The organism is Nocardia anocheti, from assembly GCF_029675105.1.
GTDB lineage: Bacteria > Actinomycetota > Actinomycetes > Mycobacteriales > Mycobacteriaceae > Nocardia.
Genome location: NZ_JAQQFV010000004.1, coordinates 342,710 through 365,389, shown reverse-complemented (window position 1 = coordinate 365,389; position 22,680 = coordinate 342,710). Strand labels below are relative to the sequence as shown.

Here is a 22,680-nt window from a genome sequence, read left to right as displayed (position 1 = left end):
CGGTGTCCCTCATCCACCGAAGGTTCCGTCTCTGTTTTCCGGGCACCGACGCGAACGTCCCCCGAGACGGAGCGGGTTCGCGCGGCCCTTAGGATTGGTGGGTGACCAGCGCAGCCCCAGACAACTCGCGTAATCGTGCCGATGCCCTGCCCAAGAGCTGGAACCCCGGCGAGGTAGAGGCCGACCTGTACGAGGGCTGGGTAGCCGCGGGATATTTCGGCGCCGACGCGAGCAGCGGCAAGCCCGCCTACTCGATCGTGCTGCCCCCGCCGAACGTCACCGGCACCCTGCACATGGGCCACGCGCTCGACCACACCCTGATGGACACCCTCACCCGCCGCAAGCGGATGCAGGGCTACGAGGTGCTGTGGCTGCCGGGCATGGACCACGCGGGTATCGCCACCCAGAGCGTGGTGGAGAAGCAGCTCGCCGCCGACGGCAAGACCAAAGAGGAATTCGGCCGCGAACTGTTCATCGACAAGGTCTGGGACTGGAAGCGCGAGTCCGGCGGCGCCATCCAGTGGCAGATGCGCGCGCTCGGTGACGGCGTGGACTGGAGCCGCGACCGCTTCACCATGGACGACACCCTCTCGCGCGCGGTGCGCACCATCTTCAAGCGCATGTTCGACGCGGGCCTGATCTACCGGGCCGAGCGCCTGGTGAACTGGTCGCCGGTGCTCGAGACCGGTATCTCCGACCTCGAGGTGGACTACAAGGACGTCGAGGGCGAACTCGTCTCCCTGCGCTACGGCTCGCTCGACGACGACGAACCGCACGTCGTGGTGGCCACCACCCGCGTGGAGACCATGCTCGGTGACACCGCCGTGGCCGTGCACCCCGACGACCCGCGCTACGCGGCGATGATCGGCACCACCGTGTACCACCCGATCACCGGCCACCAGATCCCGATCATCGCCGACGACTACGTCGACCCGGAGTTCGGCACCGGCGCGGTGAAGATCACCCCCGCGCACGACCCCAACGACTTCGAGATGGGCCTGCGGCACAACCTGCCGATGCCCACGATCATGGACGAGGGCGGCCGGATCACCGGCACCGGCACCGAATTCGACGGCATGGACCGCTTCGAGGCGCGCGTGAAGGTGCGCGAGCGCCTGGCCGCCGAGGGCCGCGTGGTCGCCGAGAAGCGGCCCTACACGCACAGCGTCGGCCACTCCGAGCGTTCCGGCGAACCGATCGAGCCGCGCCTGTCGATGCAGTGGTGGGTCAAGGTCGAATCCCTGGCCAAGGCCGCCGGTGACGCGGTGCGCGACGGCGACGTGAAGATCCACCCGGCCAGCCAGGAACCGCGCTGGTTCGACTGGGTCGACAACATGCACGACTGGTGCATCTCGCGCCAGCTGTGGTGGGGCCACCGCATCCCGATCTGGTACGGCCCCGAGGGCGAGATCGTGTGTCTGGGCCCGGACGAGGAAGCGCCCGAGGGTTGGGTGCAGGACCCCGACGTGCTCGACACCTGGTTCTCCTCGGGCCTGTGGCCGTTCTCCACGATGGGCTGGCCCGAGGCCACCTCGGATCTGGCCAAGTTCTATCCCACCAGCGTGCTCGTCACCGGCTACGACATCCTGTTCTTCTGGGTGGCCCGGATGATGATGTTCGGGATGTTCGTCAGCGACGACCCGGTGCTCACCGCGGGCAAGGGCGGTCAGAAGCAGGTGCCGTTCGAGGACGTCTTCCTGCACGGCCTCATCCGCGACCAGCACGGCAAGAAGATGTCGAAGTCGCGCGGCAACGGCATCGACCCGCTGGACTGGATCAACTCCTACGGCGCCGACGCGCTGCGCTTCACCCTGGCCCGCGGCGCCCAGCCGGGCGGCGACCTCTCGGTCGGCGAACCGCACGCGCTGGCCTCGCGCAGCTTCGTCACCAAGCTGTTCAACGCCACCAAGTTCGCGCTGATGAACGGCGCGCGCACCGGCGAGCTGCCCCCGCGCGAGACCCTCACCGACACCGACCGCTGGATCGTCGACCGGCTCGACGAGGTGCGCGCCGAGGTCGACGCGGCCTTCGACGCCTACGAGTTCGGCAAGGCCTGCGAGGCGCTCTACCACTTCGCCTGGGACGAGCTGTGCGACTGGTACCTGGAGCTGTCGAAGGTGCAGTTCGCCGAGTCCGACGCGCGCGCCGAGAGCACCGCGGTGGTGCTGGGCACCGTGCTCGACGCGGTGCTGCGCCTGCTGCACCCGGTGATCCCGTTCGTCACCGAGACGCTGTGGAAGGCGCTGACCGGCGGCGAGTCCGTCGTCGTGGCGCCGTGGCCCGCCGCCAGCGGCGTCGTCACCGACACCGTCGCCGCCCAGCGGGTCGCCGACGCGCAGCGACTGATCACCGAGATCCGCCGCTTCCGCAGCGACCAGGGCCTGGCCGACAAGCAGAAGGTGAAGGCCACGCTGGTCGGCCTGGACGAGGCGGGCCTGGCCGGGTTCGCCGCGCCGGTGGCCAATCTCGCCCGGCTCACCGACCCGGGCGCGGACTTCGCCACCACCGCCGAGGTGCAGGTGCGCTTGTCCGGCGCCACGGTCACCGTCCAGCTCGACACCTCCGGTGCCATCGACCTCGTCGCCGAGCGTCGCAGGCTGGAGAAGGACCTCGCGGTCGCCCAGAAGGACCTCGACCAGACCACCGCCAAGCTCGGCAACGCGGAGTTTCTGGCCAAGGCGCCCCAGCAGGTGGTCGACAAGATCACCGGCCGTCGCGACGTGGCCGCGGCCGAGGTCGCCCGCATCGGTGCCCGTCTCGCGGAGCTGAGCGCCCGGTGAGCGACACCGAGCCGGACCCGGAATTCGGGGGCGAGGACTACGAGGCGGACCGGCTCGGTGGCGGTCCCTCCCCGGTCGAACTGGCCGAGATGGCCCTGGTCGAGGCCGAGCTGGACAAGCGCTGGCCGGAAACCAAGATCGAGCCCTCGCTCACCCGCATCAGCACCCTGATGGATCTGCTGGGCAACCCGCAGCGCAACTACCCGGCCATCCACATCGCGGGCACCAACGGCAAGACCTCGGTGACCAGGATGATCGACGCGCTGCTCACCGCCCTGCACCGGCGCACCGGCCGGATCACCAGCCCGCACCTGCAGCTGGCCACCGAGCGGATCAGCGTCGACAACGCCCCGATCAGCCCGGCCCGCTACGTGGAGACCTACCGCGAGCTCGAGCCCTACATCGAGATGATCGACAAGCAGTCCGCCGCGGCGGGCGGCCCGGCCATGAGTAAGTTCGAGGTGCTCACCGGCATGGCCTACGCCGCCTTCGCGGAGGCACCGGTCGACGTCGCCGTGGTCGAGACGGGCATGGGCGGCACCTGGGACGCCACCAATGTGATCGACGGGCAGGTCGCGGTGATCACCCCGATCGGCCTGGACCACACCGAATACCTGGGCCCCGACCTGGAGTCGATCGCCAAGGAGAAGGCCGGGATCATCAAGCGCGCTCCCGAGCAGCTGATCCCGGTCGACACCGTCGCGGTGATCGCCCAGCAGGAGCCCGAGGTGATGGACGTGCTGCTGCGTCGCGCCGTCGAGGCCGACGCGGCGGTGGCGCGCGAGGGCTCGGAGTTCCGGCCGCTGGAACGCGCCGTCGCCGTCGGCGGGCAGCTGCTGACCCTGCAGGGTCTCGGCGGCGTCTACGACGAGATCTTCCTGCCGCTGCACGGCGAGCACCAGGCGCGCAACGCCGCGCTGGCGCTGGCCGCGGTGGAGGCGTTCTTCGGCGCCGGTGCCGACCGTCAGCTCGACATCGAGGCGGTGCGCGCCGGTTTCGCGAGCGTGGCCAGCCCCGGCCGGATGGAGCGCATGCGCAACGCGCCCACCATCTTCGTCGACGCCGCGCACAATCCCGCCGGAGCCCAAGCGCTGGCGGCCACGCTGACCTCCGAGTTCGACTTCCGCAAGCTGGTCGGCGTGGTCGCCGTGCTCGCCGACAAGGACGCGGCGGGCATCCTCGACGCGCTCGAGCCGGTGTTCGACGAGATCGTCGTCACCAGCAACGGCTCGCCACGCGCGATGGACGTCGACGCCCTGGCCGACCTGGCCGTGCAGCGCTTCGGCGACGAACGGGTGATCACCGCCGACACCCTGCCCGACGCGCTGGAATCGGCGATCGCGCTGGCCGAACAGGCCGGTGACGACGGCGACGTGATCTCCGGCGCCGGTGTGATCGTCACCGGCTCGGTGGTGACCGCGGGCGCCGCGCGCGCCCTGTTCGGAAAGGCTCCCTCATGAGCGAGGTCCCACCCCCCGCCACCGATCCGTGGAAGGGGCTGCGCGGTGTCATGGCGGGCACCCTGGTCCTCGAGGCCATCGTGGTGCTGCTCGCGCTGCCGGTGGTCGCCGACGTGGGCGGCGGGGTCACCTGGTTCTCCGGCACCTACCTGGTGGCGCTGTCGGTGCTGATGATCCTGGGCGCCGGGGTGCAGCGCAAGCCGTGGGCGATCCCGTTCAACATCGCCCTGCAGGTGCTGCTGCTGCTCGGCGTGTTCATCCACCTGTCGATCGGCATCATCGGCCTGGTCTTCGTCGCGGTCTGGGCCTTCATCCTGGTCCTGCGCTCGGACGTCCAACGCCGAATGGACGCCGGTCTGCTCCCCAGCCAGCGGATAAAGCGCTCCGAACCCTGAGCGGCCCAGGGGGCCGCTCAGCGCGGCGCCGCAGGCGACGCTAATGTTGCTGCGTGACTGAGCAGACGTTGGTACTCATCAAGCCGGACGGTGTCTCGCGTGGACTCGTCGGCGAGGTGCTCGCGCGCATCGAGCGCAAGGGCCTCACCCTGCAGGCCCTGGAGCTGAAGAACGTGTCCGTGGCGCTCGCCGAAGAGCACTACGCCGAGCACGCCGAGCGGCCGTTCTTCGGTTCGCTCATCGAGTTCATCACCTCGGGCCCGGTCGTGGCGGCCGTGCTGGAGGGTCCTCGCGCGATCGCGGCCTTCCGTCAGCTCGCCGGTGGCACCGACCCGGTCGAGAAGGCCACCCCCGGCACCATCCGTGGCGACTTCGGTCTGGAGACCCAGTTCAACCTCGTTCACGGTTCCGACTCGCCCGAGTCCGCCAAGCGCGAGATCGCGCTCTGGTTCCCCGAATTTCCTGCTTGATCTGCTGTCCTCGCTCGTCGCGCCCGTCGTGGGCGCGGCGAGCTCGAGTGACGCGGAGTTCGTGTGAGTTGCGCCGATGGCGATCCTCGCGCGAACCGTATGGGATACTGACTACGGACGTGTTCGATGCCGGACCCTGTCGCGCAGGTACGTGACAGCGGCGACGGACATGACCGGATGACATCGCGGTTGGATGCCGATCATCGCTGCCACGGACGACCCTGTTGCTGGGGACGCCCGCACCGGCACGCTGGATGAGCGCTCGAAACGCGGCGTCGCCGTACAGCCAGGCGCCGTGTGACCGGTTGGCCCGCCAGATGATCGATTTCCAGGCGCGACCGGACGCACGGGGCGAGACCAGATGACCCTCGCACCATCGGGTGTGAGGTGCACGGACGATGCCCCCGCGTCGGCCGCGTACACCCGTACCGGGGATGGACGCGCCCGGGGGCCCGAGGAGACTTCGTGGCCGAACAAGAGCCGCTGGACACAACACAACAGGATGCCGATCAATTGCCGGAGCGAATTCGAGTTCATGCGCTGGCCAAGCGACTGGGAGTGACCAGCAAGCGCATCCTGGCCAAACTGGCCGAATTGGGAACCGAGGCGCGCAGCGTCCAATCCAATGTCGACCGCGCGGTCGCCGAGACCGTGCGCGACTCGATCGCCGCCGACGCCGAGACCGGCGAATCCCCAGCATCCCCGGCGCCCACCGCCGCCGCCCCCGTCGCCGAGCAACCGGCCGACACCACCGCACCCGCCGCGACCCTGTTCTCCGCCCCCGAGGTCGCGCGCACCGATGAGGTCTTCGCCCCGACGGCCGACGACGCGCACACCGGGCTGTTCACCCACCGGGTGACCGAGACCCCCGCCCCGGCCGAGCCGGTCGCCTTCGAGGCGCCCGCCGTGGCCGCGCCGCTGTTCCTGCCGCCGGACGCCACCGCCGCCGAAGAGGCCCGCAAGCGCCGCCGCACCGCGCGCACCAAGCGCACCGAGGAGCCCGCCGCCCCCGCCGAGGAGCTCGAGACCGAGCCCACGGTGACCGAGGACGCGTCCGCCGAGGCCGCCACCGACGACACCACTGACACCGATTCCGACCAGTCCGGTGACCACGACGCCGACGGCCAGCCGCGCCGCCGTCGTCGGGGCCGCCGTGGCCGTGGCCGTGGCCGCGGCGAGCAGTCCGCCGACGGTGACGACACCGAGACCGACGAGTCCGACACCGACGACGAGCCCACCGCCGCCACCGAGCAGAACACCGAGTCCGCCGAGCAGACCGAGGACTCCGACGAGGACGACGAGGACACGCTGCCCGAGGGCGCGAGCCGTCGCCGTCGCCGTCGTCGGCGCCGCAAGGTCGGCGGGGAGTCCGGCGAGGAGGCCTCCGCCGAGGACGATCCGCCCAACACCGTCGTGCACGAGCGCGAGCCGCGCAACAAGAGCCGTGGCCGGTCCGGGGCCGACGAGGTGCAGGGCATCTCCGGGTCCACCCGGCTCGAGGCCAAGCGGCAGCGTCGCCGGGACGGTCGCGAGGCCGGGCGGCGTCGTCCGCCGATCCTGACCGAGTCGGAGTTCCTGGCCCGCCGCGAGGCGGTGGACCGGGTGATGGTCGTGCGGGAGAAGTCCTTCGACGCCGCCGAGCACGCGCCGGGTCACCAGATCACCACCCAGGTCGCGGTGCTCGAGGACAACATCCTCGTCGAGCACTTCGTCACCAGTTCCGGCCAGGCGTCGATGGTGGGCAATGTCTACCTCGGCAAGGTGCAGAACGTGCTGCCCAGCATGGAGGCGGCGTTCATCGACATCGGCCGCGGCCGCAACGGCGTGCTCTACGCCGGTGAGGTGAACTGGGAGGCCGCCGGTCTGGGCGGCAAGGAACGCAAGATCGAGCAGGCGCTCAAGCCCGGCGACCAGGTGCTGGTGCAGGTCTCCAAGGACCCGGTCGGGCACAAGGGCGCCCGGCTGACCACCCAGATCTCCCTGGCGGGCCGCTTCCTGGTGTACGTGCCGGGCGGCACCTCCACCGGGATCAGCCGCAAGCTGCCCGACACCGAGCGCAAGCGGCTCAAGGAGATCCTGCGCGACATCGTGCCCGCCGACGCGGGCGTGATCATCCGCACCGCCTCCGAGGGCGTGAGCGAGGCCGAACTGGCGCGCGACGTCGAGCGGCTGCAGGCCACCTGGCGCACCATCGAGGAGGCGTCGAAGGGCGCGGGCAAGGACGCCCCCAAGGCGCTCTACGAAGAGCCCGACATGCTGGTCAAGGTCATCCGCGATCTGTTCAACGAGGACTTCGCCCGGCTGGTCATCGAGGGCGACCGCGCCTGGAGCACCGTCGAGAACTACGTGCGCACCGTCGCGCCGGACCTGCTGCCGCGGGTGAACCGGCACGAGAACAACGGGGTCGACGTGTTCGACGCCTTCCGTATCGACGAGCAGCTGGCCAAGGCGCTCGACCGCAAGGTGTGGCTGCCCTCCGGCGGCACCCTCGTGATCGACCGCACCGAGGCGATGACCGTCGTGGACGTCAACACCGGCAAGTTCACCGGCTCGGGCTCGTCGAACCTCGAGGAGACCGTCACCAAGAACAACCTGGAGGCGGCCGAGGAGATCGTGCGCCAGATGCGGCTGCGCGATATCGGCGGCATGATCGTGGTCGACTTCATCGACATGGTGCTCGAGTCCAACCGCGATCTGGTGCTGCGTCGTCTCACCGAGGCGCTGGGCCGCGACCGCACCCGTCACCAGGTCTCCGAGGTCACCTCGCTGGGGCTGGTCCAGATGACCCGCAAGAAGCTGGGCACCGGCCTGGTCGAGGCGTTCTCCACCACCTGCGAGCACTGCCACGGCCGCGGCATCCTGGTGCACTCCTACCCGGTGGACGCCGGGTCGGCCGCCGAGGAACCGCGCGCCAAGGAGGGCGGCTCGCGCCGTCGCCGCGGCAAGGACAAGGACCGCGACAAGCAGCCCGTGGCGGCCACCCCGGCCTCCAACGGCACCGCGCCACACGTCGAGCACGGCGAGGAGGACATCGCGGTCAAGCGGGCCCACCCGGTCGCGCTCGCGATGGCCGCCCATCACGGTGAGGACGGCGAGCCCCTCGACGAGACGGCCGACTCCACCACGGAGGCGGCACCGGCCGAGGCCGTGGCGGAGGCACCTGCCGAGCCGACCCGCCGCTCGCGCTCGCGGTCGCGGCGGTCCAGCCGCGGCGCGGGGGCGCAGTCGGAGACGGCCACGGAGAGCCCGGCGCTGACCGGGGTCATCCCGGCCGAGTCGACGGCGTCCGACGAGAGTCCGGCGCCCGCCGAGCCCGCCACCGCGACGGTGACCGAATCCACACCCGCCGAAGCCGAAGCCGCTGTCGCGGAACCGGAAGCTGACGCCGAGTCGAGTGTCACGGACACGGGAGCGGACGTCGCCGCTACGGAGTCGGCGCCCGCCGCCGCGCAGCCCGACGCCGCCGCTCCCGAGTCCTCGATCGCCGAGCCCGAGCCCGCCCCCGAGGCCGAGGAGCCCGCTCCCCGGACCCGCAGGCGCCGGGTGGCCCGCTCGACCGCCGCTCCGGCGCCGGACAGCGCGGGCGCGGTGTTCGTCCTCTCGACGAGCGAACAGCCGCCCACGGCCGTGGTGGACTTCGCCGCGGAGCCCGTGGTCGTCCCGGAACGCAAGCCGCGCCGCCGCGCGGTGGGCCGTCCCGCTGGCGCCCCGGCGGACGGATCGAATTGACCCCGGCTGCCCCCGATTCGGCCCTGACCGGCCGAATTGGGGGAGTGGTTACCGTTCTGGTAGCCTAGGTCGGTCGCTGCCCCGCGATTGACACCTGGCCGGACGGCCGGGTGATTCCGCAGGCAGCCGAAGTTCTTCCCCCGCCGATGCGGGGATGAGCCCAGAATTACGCGTCGCAGCTGTGGCGCGGACATGTGCAAGACCAACGTGAGTGGAGGAAGCCGACCGATGGCAGCGTACGCAATCGTCAAGACCGGCGGAAAGCAGTACAAGGTCGCGGTCGGTGACCTGGTGAAGGTCGAGAAGATCGAGGGCGAGCCCGGCACCGCCGTGGCCCTGACCCCCGTTCTCGTCGTCGACGGCGCCGATCTGACCACCGACGCCGACAAGCTGGCCAAGATCTCCGTGGCCGCCGAGGTCGTCGACCAGACCAAGGGCCCGAAGATCCGGATCCACAAGTTCAAGAACAAGACCGGCTACCACAAGCGCCAGGGTCACCGTCAGCCGCTGACGGTCATCAAGGTCACCGGCATCAAGTAAGAATTCCCGAGGAGACGAAGCAATGGCACATAAGAAGGGTGCATCCAGCTCCCGGAACGGTCGTGATTCCAACGCCCAGCGCCTCGGCGTGAAGCGCTTCGGTGGCCAGAAGGTCAGCGCGGGCGAGATCCTGGTCCGTCAGCGCGGAACCCACTTCCACCCCGGCGTGAACGTCGGTCGTGGCGGCGACGACACCCTGTTCGCCCTCGCGGCGGGCGCGGTCGAGTTCGGCACCAAGCGTGGCCGCAAGACCGTCAACATCGTCGTCCCGGAGCCGGTCCAGGCCTGACCGCCTGGAGCGTCGGCTCCCCACGGACACCAGAGCGGGTCAGGGTTGTTTCCCTGACCCGCTCTGTCGTGTCCATCACCCCCTACCGCCAACGACCAGTCAGAAGGAGGAGGATCAACCCATGTCCAAATTCATCGACCGCGTCGTGCTTCATGTTCGTGCCGGTAGAGGTGGACACGGTTGCGCCTCGGTGCATCGTGAGAAGTTCAAGCCGCTCGGCGGGCCCGACGGCGGCAACGGCGGCAACGGCGGGGACGTCATCCTCGAAGTCGACGCCAATGTCCACACTCTGCTCGATTTCCACTTCCACCCGCACGCCAAGGCGGGCAACGGCAAGCCGGGCGAGGGCGGCAACCGCGACGGCAAACAGGGTGCCGATCTGGTGCTCAAGGTGCCCGACGGCACCGTGGTCGTCGACGGTGACGGCAAGGTCGTCGTCGACCTGGTCGGCGCGGGCAACCAGTTCGTCGTCGCCAAGGGCGGTCGCGGCGGTCTGGGCAACGCCTCGCTGGCCTCCAAGGCGCGCAAGGCGCCCGGTTTCGCGCTGCTCGGCGAAGAGGGCGAAGAGCTGGACCTGGTCCTCGAGCTGAAGTCGGTCGCCGACGTCGGCCTGGTCGGGTTCCCCTCGGCGGGCAAGTCCTCGCTGGTCTCGGTGCTGTCCGCGGCCAAGCCCAAGATCGCCGACTACCCGTTCACCACCCTGGTCCCGAACCTGGGCGTGGTGGCCTCCGGCGACACCACCTTCACCGTGGCCGACGTGCCCGGCCTGATCCCCGGCGCCAGCGACGGCCGCGGCCTCGGCCTGGACTTCCTGCGTCATCTGGAACGCTGCGCGGTGCTCGCGCACGTGGTCGACTGCGCCACCCTGGAACCCGGCCGCGACCCCGTCTCCGACGTCGACGCGCTCGAGGCCGAACTGGCCGCCTACAAGCCCGCGCTGACCGGTGACGAGAGCCTGGGCGACCTGGCCGACCGCCCGCGCGTGGTGATCCTCAACAAGACCGACGTCCCCGACGGCGCCGAGCTGGCCGAGATGGTGACTCCCGAGTTCACCGAACGCGGCTGGCCGGTGTTCGAGATCTCCGCGGTGAGCCGGGCTGGCCTGCGCCCGTTGACCTTCGCGCTGGCCGACATGGTCCGCCAGTACCGCGAGGACCACCCCAAGGCCGCGCCGAAGCGTCCGGTGATCCGTCCGATCGCCACCGACGAGTCCGGCTTCAGCGTGATCGCCGACCCGCAGGAGCCCGGCGGCTTCATCGTGCGCGGCACCCGCCCGGAACGCTGGGTGCGCCAGACCCAGTTCGACAACGATGAGGCCGTGGGCTACCTGGCCGACCGCCTGGCCCGTCTCGGCGTGGAAGCCGAGCTGGTCAAGCAGGGCGCCGAGCCGGGTTGCTCGGTGACCATCGGTGACGTGTCGTTCGAATGGGAGCCGCAGGTCTCCGCGGGCGTCGACATCGTGCCGACCGGTCGCGGAACCGACGTGCGCCTGGAAAACAACGACCGCGTCGGCGCGGCCGAGCGCAAGCTCGCCTCGCGTGCCCGGCGTGGTCTGCTCGACGAGGACGGGAAGTAGGTTCGGCCGTGGCGATCCGGTGAAAACCGATGTCGCCCTCGGTCGTTCGATCGGCATACTGCGGTGGGTCGCCGGTGTGAGCCGGGACCGTCGACGACGGTGATCGCGGTGCAGGGAGTAGAGCTATGCGGGTGAGTTCGGAGCTGAGCGCGGCGCGTCAGGCCATCGTGTCGGCGCGCGCGGTGGTGGTGAAGATCGGGTCCTCGGCGCTGACCAGTCTCGAGGGCGGTCTCGACACCGACCGGCTGGACCGGCTCGCCGACGCCGTGGAGGCGCGGATGCGCGCGGGGTCGGATGTGGTGGTCGTGTCCTCGGGGGCGATCGGCGCTGGCATCGCGCCGCTGGGCCTGTCGCGCAGGCCCAAGGATCTCGCGACCAAGCAGGCCGCCGCCAGTGTCGGCCAGTTGGCGCTGGCGCACGCCTGGGGCACCTCGTTCGCGCGCTACGACCGCACCGTCGGCCAGATCCTGCTCTCGGCCGACGATTTCGCCCGCCGCGAGCACCACCGCAACGCCCAGCGCACCCTCGACCGGCTGCGTTCCCTCGGCGCGGTCGCGGTGGTCAACGAGAACGACACCGTCGCCACCGAGGAACTGCGCTTCGGCGACAACGACCGCCTCGCCGCCCTGGTGGCCCACCTGGTCGGCGCCGACGCGCTGATCCTGCTCTCCGATGTCGCCGGGCTCTACGACGGCGACCCGCGCAAGGGTGCCGCCAACTTCATCCCCGAGGTGCGTGGCAGCGCCGATCTCGACGGCGTCATCGCGGGCAGCGGCGGCGCGCTCGGCACCGGCGGCATGGCCTCCAAGCTCTCCGCCGCCCGCCTCGCCGCCGACGCGGGCATCCCGGTCCTGCTGGCCTCGGCCGCCGATGCCGCCGACGCCCTCACCGTCGGCACCGTCGGCACCGCCTTCGCCGCCCGCCCCGTGCGCCTGTCCGGCCGCAAGTTCTGGGTGCGGCACGCCGCCGACACCCGCGGCGCCGTCCTGCTCGACGCGGGCGCCGTCACCGCCGTCACCGAACGCCGCTCCCTGCTCGCCGCGGGCATCACCGGCATCCGCGGCCGCTTCTTCGGCGGCGACGTGGTCGACCTGGTGAGCCCCGACGACACCGTCATCGCCCGCGGCGTCGTCGAATACGACAGCACCGAGCTCACCACCATGCTCGGCCGCTCCACCACCGAACTCCCCGACACCATGCAGCGCCCGGTCATCCACGCCGACGACCTCGTGAAGGTCTGAAACCCCGACCCGCCTCGCGCGCCCATGCGCTACCGGCGGCCGAGCGGCAAGGTGACGTCCCTCGATCCCGAGAACCGCGGCACGGTCGTCGTCATCGTGGCCGAACCCCGACAAGGGTCAGCGGCGCGGGATGACTCCGGGCTGGTCCATGTCCGCCGGTGACGGCGGCGGCGGAACAGGTTGCGGCTGCGGGTTTTCCGAACCAGGTATCGGCCCGGTGACACCCGGCTGCCCACCCGGGTCGGACATGCCGGGTCCACCGGGAACCGGTGCCGGAACAGGCCGTGGCGCAGGCTGTTCGGCCGGGGCGGGTGCCTGACCCGAAGGCTGCTCCGGTGCCGGTGCCGGTGAATTCGGTGCGGGTGCAGGCGGTTCGGTCGACGGCGGCGTCTCACTCGCAGGCGGCTCAGGCGAGTTCGGTTCGGGCACAGGCTGCTCCGGCGCGGGCGCACTCGGCGGATCACTCGGCTGCGATGGCTGTGTTTCCGGTGTCGGAAGCGTCTGCCCCGGCATCGGCTCCGGCGCCTCCGTCGTAGTCGGGGCCGAATCCTGCTGCGTCGGCGCCGGAGGAGCAGGCGTCGGCCCCTCCGTCGGAGTCGGGGCGTCTTGCGTGGTGGGTGCCGGAGGAGCAGGCGTCGGCGCATCCTGCGTGGTGGGTGCCGGGGGTGACGGCGGCGCGGAGGTCTCCGTCGGCGGCGGCGCAGTGGACTCACCGGTCGGCCCCGGAGCCGACGGCGTGGGACTGTCTTCCGTGGGCACGGGTGCGCCCTCGGTCGGTGTCGGAGTCGACGGTGCGGGACTGTCTTCGGTGGGCGTGGGGGTGCTGTCGGTGGGCGGGGGAGTGGGCGCCGCGGGAGCCCCGTCGGTCGGTGCCGGAGTCGACGGTGCGGGACTGTCTTCCGTAGGCGCGGGGGTGCTGCCGGTGGGCGGGGGAGCGGGGGCGTCGGGAGTCCCCTCGGTCGGCGCCGGAGTTTCCCCCTCCGGAGGCGTGGATGCTCCGGGATTCTGGGGCGAACCATCCCCCGGAGGCGTGGATGACCCGGGGCGCTGGGGCGAATCACCTTCCGGTGCAGTGCCTTGCGGGGTGCCCTCCTGTGGCAGAGCGGGCGAGTTCTGCGGACGAGACGGTGCACCGTTCGGCGCGGGCGATTCCTGTCCGCGGGCGCCCGGTGGTGGGGGGAGGGACGGAACGCCGGTTCCCGCCAGTGAATACGCGGGCTTGTAGATCATGTTCATGGCCAGCACGGCTTCCTGGCGCAACGCCTCGGTCGCCATCTGCGCGTCGATCACCTTGGCGGACTCCAACAGTCGCGCGATGGTGCCGATGGGCCCCGAATCACCGGGCGCGACCACGGCCAGCTTCACCGCTTCGGCGGCCGCCGCGACCCCACCGAGACGGGCGCCGACTTCGGCTGCCACGACGGCCAGTTCGTCCAGGGCGGCGGCGAAGGCGCGGGTGCTGGCGAAGGCGGCCTCGGCGGCGGCGCCCTCCCAGCCCGCCTCGTTGATCACGCGTTCGGCGTCGGCCTTGGTGATCGGCAGGGTGGTGCTCAGCGCGGCCGCGGCCTCGAGCCAGGCCATCGAGGCGTCGAGGACCGCGCCCGCGTCGATCTGCTGGGTGCGCGCGTAGATCTGTTCGTGCGGCATGGATTCGAAATGCTCCATGGCACTGATGTAGGTGGGGTCGGTTCCGCTCATCAGCGCATCCGGGTGTCGACGGCGCGCAGGGCGGCGGCGGCCGCGGCGTCGGCTTCGTCGTAGAGGCCCCCGCTGAGCAGGAACGCTTCCTTCATCCGGTAGGCCGCCTCGATGTAATGGTCGATGAGCGTGGCCGCGTCACGCGCCTTGTGCGCGAACCCGGCCCGTAACTGCTGGGCGGAGACGAAACCACCGAATCCACCTGCCTCGGAGGCGGATTCGAGACGCTGACGTAACTGACCGAGCTGGTCGGCCTGCTGTTCGTAGAGTTCGGCGCAGCGGCGCGCGGCCTCGGGCTCGAACTTCAGCGTCCCCGTCGCGGCGGCGGTGCGGAACCGGGAGATCTCGGCCCTGCTGGTCTCGATCGTCATCGCGTCTCCCCTCCAGATGAAGCGTTCGTGGTCCAGGCTAGCCGGACCTTCTGCTGTGCGAACTGTGCGCCGGTGCCAGCCTGCGCTGGAGCTGGGCGGCGAGCTGACCGGGCGTCGCGGGCACCACGTGCACCGTTTCCCCTGCTCGCAGTAGGTATCGACCGTCTCCGGCGACATCGATCCAGCTGTAGTGCACCGGTGCGGCGGGCACCTCGCGGTCCAGGCCGGTCTCGATGCGGATGTGCCCCTCGGCGGTGTGTCTGCGGCGCAATAATCGCTGGATACGGGGCACCGCGGGATGGGTGGCGACCACCGTCTCCTCGTCGCGCACGGCCTCGGTGGCGGCTTCGCGCGCCGGTTCACGTCCCGGTGGCGTGTCGGGCAGGCACGCGGTGATCCGGGAGCCCATCCCGGCGGTGTGCCCGATCGAAACCCGCACGCTGCCACCGTAATCGGGGCGCGTGCCGGGTTCCTGGCGCACCAGCACGGCCCGGTCGTAGACGGCGCAGGCGAGCAGCCGGATCTCGCTGCCCGGCGTGTGTCCGCCCCCGACCAGCACGATCCTGGCGTGGGGTTCGGCGAGGATCCGCAGGCACGCGGTGAGGTCGGGATCGCCGCCGCCGGGTAGTCGTTGATCGAGCCCGGTGCGCAGCCGGGTCGCCTCGTGCTCGGTGTGCGGTGATTCCAGCACGCGGATCGGGAACGGCAGGCGATCGCGACCCGATTCCCGCCAGACGTGCGCGAATTCGTCAGCGGTGAAGGTCCATCCCATTGCCGATCCCATCCTTACCGAGCCAGGACCACGACAGCCTATCCGTACTGTCCGATTCCGGCCTACCGTTCACCCGGCATATCTCCGAACGGAAGCGTTCCGGGTGCCCGGCGTCAGTAACCCCGGTCCGGATCGATCAGCGCGTGCAGCTGCTCGCCCGCGACGAAGCGGGCCACATTCGCGCCGACGTGATCGGCGAAGGCGGCCAGCCGCAATTGTGGCGGGTTGGAATCGTGCGGGGTGATGATCGCGTTGGGCAGGCTCCACAGCGGATGGCCGTCGGGCAGCGGTTCCGGGTCGGTGACATCGAGCCCGGCGCCGCCGATCGCGCCCCGCGACAGCGCGTCGACCAGCGCCGCGGTGTCGACCAGGCTGCCCCTGGCCACATTGATCACCCACGAGGACGGCTTGAGCCGGGCCAGTTCGTCCGCGCCGATCAGGTGCCGGGTCCGCGCGGTCGCGGGGGCGGCGACCACCACGTGATCGGTGTGCGACCACACCCGACCCAGCTGCTCGGCGGGCACCGTCTCCACGTCGGCGGGAATGCCCGGCCCGGCGACCGGGCGCCCCGACCGGTTCACCGCGATGACGTGCGCGCCCAGCGGCGCCAGCATCGGGATCAGCGCCCGCCCGATCCCGCCCGCGCCGAGGATCGTCACCGTCTTGCCGCGCAACGACCCGACGTGCGGGAAGAATTCGCGCTGCTGCCAGGAGGTCGCCCGCAGGTGCTCGGGCAGATACCGCACACCCGCCAGCAGCAGCGTCAGCGCGTGCTCGGCGACACTGTCGGCGAACGCGCCCGCCGCGGAGGTGAAGGTGATGCCGGGATGGGCCTCGAAGACGCCCGCGGCGAAGTAGTCCTCGATGCCCGCGGCGGGCAGCTGCACCCAGCGGACCGAGCCGGGCAGCGTCTCGGGGAACTCGCCCGGTGCGCCGATCCAGATCAGCGCGTCGGCGTCGTCCAGCGCGCCGACCTGCGCACCCGCCCTGAGCACCGCTTTCTCCAGCAGGCGCGAACTCGGCTGGTTTGGTCCGATCGCGATCGTGGGCGCGGGTTCCTGCACGGAGACCTCCTGGGTCATCGGCTCGACCGAGGCGCGTGGGAGCCCCGGGTGGGAGTGTCGATTCTTCCTGCTCGGGCGCGCCCGCGCAGCCCCGCGATCAGCGCGCGCGGAAGGGTTCCGCTATTCGTCGAGGTCCACCGGTTCGTCCACGCCGTGGCGGTCGGCCAGCTCGAGCAGCGGCGCGATGTCGAACACGGCCGCGTCCATCCCGGCCTGCAGGTCACCGAGCTCGGCGTAGCGGGCGGGCACGGTGGCGAGCGTGAAGTCGCGGGGATGGATCTCGTCGATCTCGCTCCAGCGCACCGGCGTCGACACCGTGGCCGCCGGTACGCCGCGCACCGAGTAGGCGGCGGCGATGGTGTGATCGCGCGCGTTCTGGTTGTAGTCGACGAACAACCGCGCGGGATCACGGTCCTTGCGCCACCAGGCGGTGGTCACGTCCGTGGGCGCGCGCCGCTCGACCTCCCGCGCGAACGCGAGCGCTGCGCGGCGGACCTGCTGGAAGCCGTATTCCGGCGCGATCCGCACGTAGACGTGCATCCCCGACCCGCCGGAGGTCTTGGGCCAGCCGACCGCGCCGAGCTCGTCGAGCGCCTCGTGCACGACATGCGCGACCCGCCGCACCCGCGACCACGGACAATCCGGCATGGGATCGAGATCGATGCGCCACTCGTCGGGCGATTCGGTGTCGCTGGCCCTGGAGTTCCACGGATGGAACTCCACCGTCGACATCTGCACCGCCCAGATCACGTCGGCGAGCTCGTGGACGCACAGTTCGTCGGCGTGCCTGCCGTAGCGTGGGAAGTACACGCGCACCGTCGAGATCCAGTCCGGCGCACCGCCCGGCAACCGCTTCTGGTGCACCTTCCCGCCGGGCAGGCCCTTGGGGAACCGGTGCAGCATGCACGGCCGGTCCCGCAGCGCGGCGACGATGCCGTCACCCACGCTCAGGTAGTAGCGCACCAGGTCGAGCTTCGTCGCGCCCAGCTCGGGAAAGTACACCCGGTCCGGGTTGCTCACCCGCACCGTGTGCTCGCCGACCGGCAGTTCGACAGCCGGAGTCGCTGACTTGGCCACCGATCAACCCTAACCGAGTGGACCCACCGCGCCGCGGATCTCGCAGGGGAGCAGCGGCGCGGTGGGAAGGCGATCGGCGGAGCTAGAGCTCGTAGACGCCGAACGCGCGGTTCTGGATGCACATCGGCATCACGTGCACCCGGTCGGTCCACTCGAACCTGGCGGCCGCCTCGACGGTTCCGCGCTCGTCGACGCATACGCTGGCGGTGCCGGGCATGGTCAGCGGGTTGAGTACCGCCAGCGGGATCCCGGCGTGGATGCCGCTGTAGAGGCCGCCGCTGAAGCACAGCGGCGTGATCGCGATGCCGCGCGCGGCGCTCTCCCGGTCGGCCGCGGCCTGGGCGCCGGGCACCCCCGCGCAGTCGAGCGGGTTCTCGTTGGTCGCCTGGGCGGGGGCGGTGAAAAGGGTGAATCCGGCCGCACAGCCCGCGGCGACGGCCATCAGGGATCGAGCGAATGTGGTCCTGGTCATAGCCGCATTGAAGCACTGGTGGCGGGTGCCACACATAATCGGCGGCGGCGTGTCGAGCCGGACTCAGCGGGCGAGGGCCTCCAGCACGCAGTCCGGCGCGGCGGTGTGGACGGTCCGGGTGAGGGTGAAGCCGCTGCGCGCCAGCAGCTCGCGAAACTGTGTCTCGGTGCGTTCGTGGCCGCCGTCGGTGTTCACCAGCATCTCCAGATCGATGAACTTGCCGGGGTGCGGACGGTCGTCCTCGGGCAGCACCAGTTCGATCACCAGCAGCGTGGTCGACCGGTTCATCGCGAGCCGGATGGTGCGCAAGATCTCCTCGGCGCGCTCGTCGGACCAGTCGTGCAGGATGTGTTTGAGCAGGTAGGCGTCGCCGCCGTCGGGCACCTTCTCGAAGAACGACCCGGCCTCCACCGCGCATCGCTCGGTGAGCCCGGCTGTCGCGAGTTCGGCGGTCAGGTCGTCGACCACGTTCGGCAGGTCGAACACGACCCCGCGCGCCGCCGGGTACCGGCCGAGGATCTCGGTGAGCAGGCCGCCCTGCCCGCCGCCGACGTCGACCAGCGTGTCGAACCGGCCGAAATCGTAGGCCGCGAGCAGCGGTTCGGTGGACAGGGTGCCGATGCTGGTCATCGCCCGGTCGAACAGTTCGCCGACCTCGGGGTGGTCGGCCGTGTAGTCGAAGAAGCTAGACCCGTCGATGGCCGGGCCCACGGACTCGCCGGTGCGGACCGCGTCGGTGAGATGCGACCAGTGGTTGCGGTGGAACTTGGAACCGAAGAACTTCGACACGTCGCGCAGGGTCACCGGGGCATCGCTGCGCAGCGTGTCACCCATCCGGGTCAGCGTGTAGGAGCCGTCGCGGCGTTGCGCGAACACGTTGTAGCTCACCAGCAGGCGCATCAGCCTGCGCAGCCCCTCCTCGTCGGCCTCGACCGCGCGCGCCAGCTGCGCCGCCGTGCGCGGACCCCCGGCCAGTTCGTCGGCGATCCCGAGTTCGGCGGCCGTGCTGATGGCCTGGGAGAGGAATCCGGCGATCTGTAATTCCAGCAGGGCGATGTGGCCCGGAACCAGATTCCGGTACAGGCTCCCGAGCGCGGCACGGACGCGATCGATCGCGCGGAGCACGGGGAGCGGGGGGAGCTTCTGCGGTGCTGTGGACGCCATGAGGACTCCGTATCGGCCGGTTGACCTGCGCGTATGGACTCGAGGGTACGGGATCGCGAGTGTTCTGGGCAGCCCCCACGCGCGGACTGGGTGACCGGCCCCGCGCGGACCGGTCGGTCAGGTGGGGGTGGCCAGCGCGAACGGCAGGACCGCGTCGGCGCCGCTGGTACGCAGGGCGTGCGCGGCCACCGTCATCGTCCAGCCGGTGTCGGTGAGCGTGTCGACCAGCAGGATCGGCCCCGCGACCCCGGACAGATCGGGGACCTCCCAGTAGTCGAACAACCCGGCCACCCGGTGCGCCGAATTCGCCGCCGAGACCGGCGGCCGATCCGGACGCACGCGCAGGGTGCCGAGGTCGTCGAGCTTGCCGACCCGCGCCAGCCGCGCCGCCAGACTCGCGGTGAGTTGAGGATGGCGTGGTGACTCCAGGGCGAGGACCGAGGTGGGCCGGGTGTCCCAGGTCCAGTCGCGCAGGACCGCGATACAGGCGTCGAAGACCGCGTCGGGCACCGGCGCGTCGGGCTCGTCGAGCAGCGCGCGTAGACGCCTGCCCCAGCCGAGATCGGTGAGCCTGCCCAGCACCCGCCCGGTCTCGGCGCCGCTGGTGATCTTCCCCGAGAGCGGAACGCCCAGCTTCGCCATACCGGTGGGCCACTGCTTGCGCGGGGCGAGGTCGAGGCCGGGACGGTCCAGGCGGGCCCGAGTGGCGGCGACGGCGGCCTCGTCGACGGTGGTGTCGGCCGTGGTGCCGGTGCAGTTGTCGCAGCGCCCGCAGCCGGGGGTGGTGGCGTCGAGGGCGGCCAGGCCGGGGTCGTCGAGTTGGCGGCGCAGGAAGGTCATCCGGCAGGTCGTGGTCGACTGGTAGTCGATCATGGCCTGCTGTTCGCTGTCGCGGGCGGCGGCGAGCCGTTCGTAGCGTTCGGTGTCGTAGGTCCAGTCCTGGCCGGTGGACAGCCAGCCACCGCGCACCCGGCGCACCGCCCCGTCCACGTCGAGCACCTTGAGCACCATCTCCAGTCGGGAGCGATTGAGCTCCACCAGCGGCTCCAGCGCCACTGTCGACAGCGGTCGATCCAGGTCCAGCGCGGCGAGCACCGCGCGCACGATGTGTTCGCGGGGAAAGGCGACCGAGGCGAAGTAGCTCCAGATCCGCGCGTCCTCCGGGCCGGGCAGCAGCACCACCTCGGCCTGCTCGGTGCCACGCCCGGCGCGACCCACCTGCTGGTAGTACGCGATCGGCGAGGACGGCGCGCCCACGTGCACCACGAACCCGAGATCGGGTTTGTCGAAGCCCATGCCCAGCGCCGAGGTGGCGATCAGGGCCTTGACCTCGTTGTTCAACAGCGCGGCCTCGAGCACTTCGCGTTCGGCCGGGTCGGTCTGGCCGGTGTAGGCGGCCACGGTGTGGCCGTGCGAGTTCAGCACGTCGGCCAGATCGTGCGCGGCGGCGACGGTCAGGCAGTAGATGATCCCCGAGCCCGGTAGCCGGTGCAGCTGCTCGCTGAGCCACGCCGTGCGCTGGACCGCGTCGTCGAATCGCACCACCGACAGGTGCAGCGACTCGCGGTCCAGGGTGCCGCGCAGCACCAGGGTCTCGGTGCCGATCTGCCCGGCCACATCGGTCACCACCCGGTCGTTGGCGGTGGCGGTGGTCGCCAGCACCGGCACATCCGAACCCAGATCGGCGATGAGCGTGCGGATGCGCCGGTAGTCCGGTCGGAAATCGTGTCCCCAGTCCGAGACACAGTGCGCCTCGTCGATCACCACGAGTCCCGCGTCGGCGGCCAGCCGGGGCAGCACCTGGTCGCGGAAGTCCGGATTGTTCAGCCGCTCCGGACTCACCAGCAGCACGTCGACGGTGCCGTCGGCCACCCGCTGATGGATCTCGTCCCACTCGGTGACATTGCCCGAGTTGATGGTGGCTGCCACCACCCCCGCCCGTTCGGCGGCGGCCACCTGGTTGCGCATGAGCGCGAGCAACGGCGACACGATCACCGTCGGCCCGCGCCCGGCGCCGCGCAGCAGCTTGGCGGCGATGAAGTACACCGCCGACTTGCCCCAGCCCGTGCGCTGCACGACCAGGGCCCGCCGCCGGTGCACCACCAGCGCCTCGATGGCGGTCCACTGGTCCTCGCGCAGCCGGGCCTGCGGACCGGCCAGTTCGCGCACCAGTTCCTCGGCCCGTTCCCGCAGGTCAGGAGCCATCAGGTCGAGCACGTCACTGCCAGCCGCTGAGGTCATGCCCCCATACTGCCCGACCCCACCGACAGCTAACCCTTGACGCAGAGCACCTGCCGCAGCGTCGCCACCACGTCCACCAGGTCGGCCTGCGCGGCGATCACCTGGTCGATGTCCTTGTACGCGGCCGGGATCTCGTCGACCACGCCCGCGTCCTTGCGCGACTCCACGCCCTCGGTCTGGGCCACCAGATCAGCGACGGTGAACTGCTTCTTCGCGGCGGTCCGGCTCAGTCGACGACCCGCACCGTGCGAGGCCGACTGGAACGAGGCCGGATTGCCCTTGCCCCGGACCACGTAGGACCGGGTGCCCATCGACCCCGGGATCAGCGCCAGATCACCCGCGCCCGCCCGCACGGCACCCTTGCGGGTCACCAGCATCGGCACGCCGTCGATGATCTCCTCGGCCACGTAGTTGTGGTGGCAGCTGATCGGCTCGTCGAAGCCCACCGTCCGCGCGCCGAACTCCTCGCGCACCGCCCGGCACACCAGCGACAGCATCACCGCGCGGTTGCGCGCCGCGTACTCCTGCGCCCAGGTCAGGTCGCGTCGGTACGCCGCCATCTCCGGCGTCCCCGCCAGGAAGACGGCCAGATCGCGATCCGGCAGCGACTGGTTGTGCGGCAGCGCCCGCGCGATGGCCATGTGTCGCTCGGCGAGTTCCTTACCGATATTGCGCGATCCGGAGTGCAGCAGGATCCACACCGCGTCGTCCTGGTCGAGACACACCTCGATGAAGTGGTTGCCGCCACCGAGCGACCCGATCTGCTTGTGCGCCTTGGACTCCAGCGACGACACCCCGGAATGCAGATCGCGGAAGGCCCGCCAGAACTGCTCCCAGCCCTTGGTCCGCGCCGACTGCCCGTGCGAAGCGGCGTGCAGCGCGGTGACGTTCACGGCGTTCTTGTGCGCGTTGAACCCGACGGGTACCGCCCGCTCGATCCGCGACCGCAGCGACCGCAGGTCATCGGGCAGATCGGCGGCGGTGAGGTCGGTCTTCACGCTCTCCATGCCGCACCCGATGTCCACACCGACCGCGGCGGGTGCGACCGCGTCCCGCATGGCGATGACCGAGCCCACCGTCGCGCCTTTACCCAGGTGCACATCGGGCATCACGCGCAGCCCGTGCACCCATTCCAGATCCGCGATATTGCGGAGCTGGCGCAGCGCGGCCTGCTCGATCTCGTGCTCGTCGGCCCACATGAGTGTCTGCGCCTTGGTACCGCGCAGCTCGACGGGAAACATGGTTCGGTCCTCTCCTTGATGTACCGACGACGGTAGGCGCACAGCGACTCCGTCCGCATCCGAATTACTCCGTGTGCGCGGCTGCTCGTTCCCTGATTCG

At 70.8% G+C, this 22,680-nt stretch carries 18 protein-coding genes; 9 read left to right on the top strand and 9 right to left on the bottom strand.

The annotated features are described in order from the left end of the window. Positions 1 to 101 precede the first annotated feature (101 nt). The 9 genes from QC180_RS12700 to proB all read left to right on the top strand — a co-directional run bounded on the left by QC180_RS12700 (position 102) and on the right by proB (position 12,480). Positions 102 to 2,780 carry a valine--tRNA ligase gene (locus QC180_RS12700; RefSeq protein WP_278262893.1) on the top strand — a complete coding sequence of 893 codons (2,679 nt, stop codon included), beginning with the start codon at positions 102 to 104 and terminating at the stop codon, positions 2,778 to 2,780. 80 nt (positions 2,781 to 2,860) lie between these two features. Beyond that, entirely contained in the window at positions 2,861 to 4,240 is a 1,380-nt protein-coding gene (folC, locus tag QC180_RS12695; RefSeq protein ID WP_474646442.1) for a bifunctional tetrahydrofolate synthase/dihydrofolate synthase, read from the top strand. After that, complete coding sequence (locus tag QC180_RS12690) at positions 4,237 to 4,635, top strand: DUF4233 domain-containing protein (protein WP_278262892.1); 399 nt, start codon at positions 4,237 to 4,239, stop codon at positions 4,633 to 4,635. Before folC ends, QC180_RS12690 begins: the two co-directional genes overlap by 4 nt. A gap of 53 nt (positions 4,636 to 4,688) precedes the next feature. Next, positions 4,689 to 5,105, top strand: coding sequence for a nucleoside-diphosphate kinase (gene ndk / locus QC180_RS12685; RefSeq protein ID WP_278262891.1), 417 nt, complete (start codon positions 4,689 to 4,691; stop codon positions 5,103 to 5,105). Positions 5,106 to 5,570: 465 nt separating this feature from the next. Further along, a complete protein-coding gene (locus QC180_RS12680; RefSeq protein WP_278262890.1) occupies positions 5,571 to 8,834 on the top strand; it encodes a translation initiation factor IF-2 N-terminal domain-containing protein in 3,264 nt (1,087 codons plus the stop codon). Positions 8,835 to 9,062: 228 nt separating this feature from the next. After that, the gene (gene rplU / locus QC180_RS12675; RefSeq protein ID WP_110039506.1) at positions 9,063 to 9,374 is read left to right on the top strand and encodes a 50S ribosomal protein L21; all 312 of its coding nucleotides are present in this window, start codon (positions 9,063 to 9,065) and stop codon (positions 9,372 to 9,374) included. 22 nt (positions 9,375 to 9,396) lie between these two features. After that, positions 9,397 to 9,663, top strand: coding sequence for a 50S ribosomal protein L27 (rpmA, locus tag QC180_RS12670; protein WP_067486232.1), 267 nt, complete (start codon positions 9,397 to 9,399; stop codon positions 9,661 to 9,663). 121 nt (positions 9,664 to 9,784) lie between these two features. Further along, positions 9,785 to 11,239, top strand: a complete 1,455-nt coding sequence (gene obgE, locus QC180_RS12665; RefSeq protein ID WP_278262889.1) for a GTPase ObgE — start codon at positions 9,785 to 9,787, stop codon at positions 11,237 to 11,239. Positions 11,240 to 11,364: 125 nt separating this feature from the next. Further along, positions 11,365 to 12,480 carry a glutamate 5-kinase gene (proB, locus tag QC180_RS12660; protein WP_474646426.1) on the top strand — a complete coding sequence of 372 codons (1,116 nt, stop codon included), beginning with the start codon at positions 11,365 to 11,367 and terminating at the stop codon, positions 12,478 to 12,480. Between the two features lie 117 nt (positions 12,481 to 12,597). On the opposite strand, the gene QC180_RS12655 is transcribed toward proB, so the two are convergent. The 9 genes from QC180_RS12655 to QC180_RS12615 all read right to left on the bottom strand — a co-directional run bounded on the left by QC180_RS12655 (position 12,598) and on the right by QC180_RS12615 (position 22,580). Beyond that, complete coding sequence (locus QC180_RS12655) at positions 12,598 to 14,178, bottom strand: hypothetical protein (protein ID WP_278262888.1); 1,581 nt, start codon at positions 14,176 to 14,178, stop codon at positions 12,598 to 12,600. Beyond that, positions 14,178 to 14,549 carry a hypothetical protein gene (locus QC180_RS12650; protein WP_278262887.1) on the bottom strand — a complete coding sequence of 124 codons (372 nt, stop codon included), beginning with the start codon at positions 14,547 to 14,549 and terminating at the stop codon, positions 14,178 to 14,180. The genes QC180_RS12655 and QC180_RS12650 overlap by 1 nt, the downstream gene beginning before the upstream one ends. A gap of 37 nt (positions 14,550 to 14,586) precedes the next feature. Further along, the gene (locus QC180_RS12645) at positions 14,587 to 15,321 is read right to left on the bottom strand and encodes an ESX secretion-associated protein EspG (protein WP_278262886.1); all 735 of its coding nucleotides are present in this window, start codon (positions 15,319 to 15,321) and stop codon (positions 14,587 to 14,589) included. A 113-nt stretch (positions 15,322 to 15,434) separates the two neighbouring features. Next, positions 15,435 to 16,403, bottom strand: coding sequence for a D-isomer specific 2-hydroxyacid dehydrogenase family protein (locus QC180_RS12640; RefSeq protein WP_278262885.1), 969 nt, complete (start codon positions 16,401 to 16,403; stop codon positions 15,435 to 15,437). Positions 16,404 to 16,505: 102 nt separating this feature from the next. Next, positions 16,506 to 17,462 carry a non-homologous end-joining DNA ligase gene (gene ligD / locus QC180_RS12635; RefSeq protein ID WP_278262884.1) on the bottom strand — a complete coding sequence of 319 codons (957 nt, stop codon included), beginning with the start codon at positions 17,460 to 17,462 and terminating at the stop codon, positions 16,506 to 16,508. A gap of 82 nt (positions 17,463 to 17,544) precedes the next feature. Further along, complete coding sequence (locus QC180_RS12630; RefSeq protein ID WP_278262883.1) at positions 17,545 to 17,934, bottom strand: hypothetical protein; 390 nt, start codon at positions 17,932 to 17,934, stop codon at positions 17,545 to 17,547. A gap of 63 nt (positions 17,935 to 17,997) precedes the next feature. Further along, positions 17,998 to 19,098: a methyltransferase gene (locus tag QC180_RS12625; protein ID WP_278262882.1), complete on the bottom strand. Its 1,101-nt coding sequence runs from the start codon at positions 19,096 to 19,098 to the stop codon at positions 17,998 to 18,000. A 117-nt stretch (positions 19,099 to 19,215) separates the two neighbouring features. Then, the gene (locus QC180_RS12620) at positions 19,216 to 21,339 is read right to left on the bottom strand and encodes a RecQ family ATP-dependent DNA helicase (protein WP_278262881.1); all 2,124 of its coding nucleotides are present in this window, start codon (positions 21,337 to 21,339) and stop codon (positions 19,216 to 19,218) included. Positions 21,340 to 21,368: 29 nt separating this feature from the next. Beyond that, positions 21,369 to 22,580: an RtcB family protein gene (locus QC180_RS12615; protein WP_278262880.1), complete on the bottom strand. Its 1,212-nt coding sequence runs from the start codon at positions 22,578 to 22,580 to the stop codon at positions 21,369 to 21,371. Positions 22,581 to 22,680 lie beyond the last annotated feature (100 nt).

Coding starts and splice junctions, on each gene's coding strand:
- QC180_RS12690 (WP_278262892.1), top strand. CDS start 4,237: ATGAGCGAGGTCCCACCCCCCGCCACCGATCCGTGGAAGGGGCTGCGC.
- rplU (WP_110039506.1), top strand. CDS start 9,063: ATGGCAGCGTACGCAATCGTCAAGACCGGCGGAAAGCAGTACAAGGTC.
- rpmA (WP_067486232.1), top strand. CDS start 9,397: ATGGCACATAAGAAGGGTGCATCCAGCTCCCGGAACGGTCGTGATTCC.
- obgE (WP_278262889.1), top strand. CDS start 9,785: ATGTCCAAATTCATCGACCGCGTCGTGCTTCATGTTCGTGCCGGTAGA.
- proB (WP_474646426.1), top strand. CDS start 11,365: ATGCGGGTGAGTTCGGAGCTGAGCGCGGCGCGTCAGGCCATCGTGTCG.
- QC180_RS12655 (WP_278262888.1), bottom strand. CDS start 14,178: ATGAGCGGAACCGACCCCACCTACATCAGTGCCATGGAGCATTTCGAA.
- QC180_RS12650 (WP_278262887.1), bottom strand. CDS start 14,549: ATGACGATCGAGACCAGCAGGGCCGAGATCTCCCGGTTCCGCACCGCC.
- QC180_RS12645 (WP_278262886.1), bottom strand. CDS start 15,321: ATGGGATGGACCTTCACCGCTGACGAATTCGCGCACGTCTGGCGGGAA.
- QC180_RS12640 (WP_278262885.1), bottom strand. CDS start 16,403: ATGACCCAGGAGGTCTCCGTGCAGGAACCCGCGCCCACGATCGCGATC.
- QC180_RS12630 (WP_278262883.1), bottom strand. CDS start 17,934: ATGACCAGGACCACATTCGCTCGATCCCTGATGGCCGTCGCCGCGGGC.
- QC180_RS12625 (WP_278262882.1), bottom strand. CDS start 19,098: ATGGCGTCCACAGCACCGCAGAAGCTCCCCCCGCTCCCCGTGCTCCGC.
- QC180_RS12620 (WP_278262881.1), bottom strand. CDS start 21,339: ATGACCTCAGCGGCTGGCAGTGACGTGCTCGACCTGATGGCTCCTGAC.
- QC180_RS12615 (WP_278262880.1), bottom strand. CDS start 22,580: ATGTTTCCCGTCGAGCTGCGCGGTACCAAGGCGCAGACACTCATGTGG.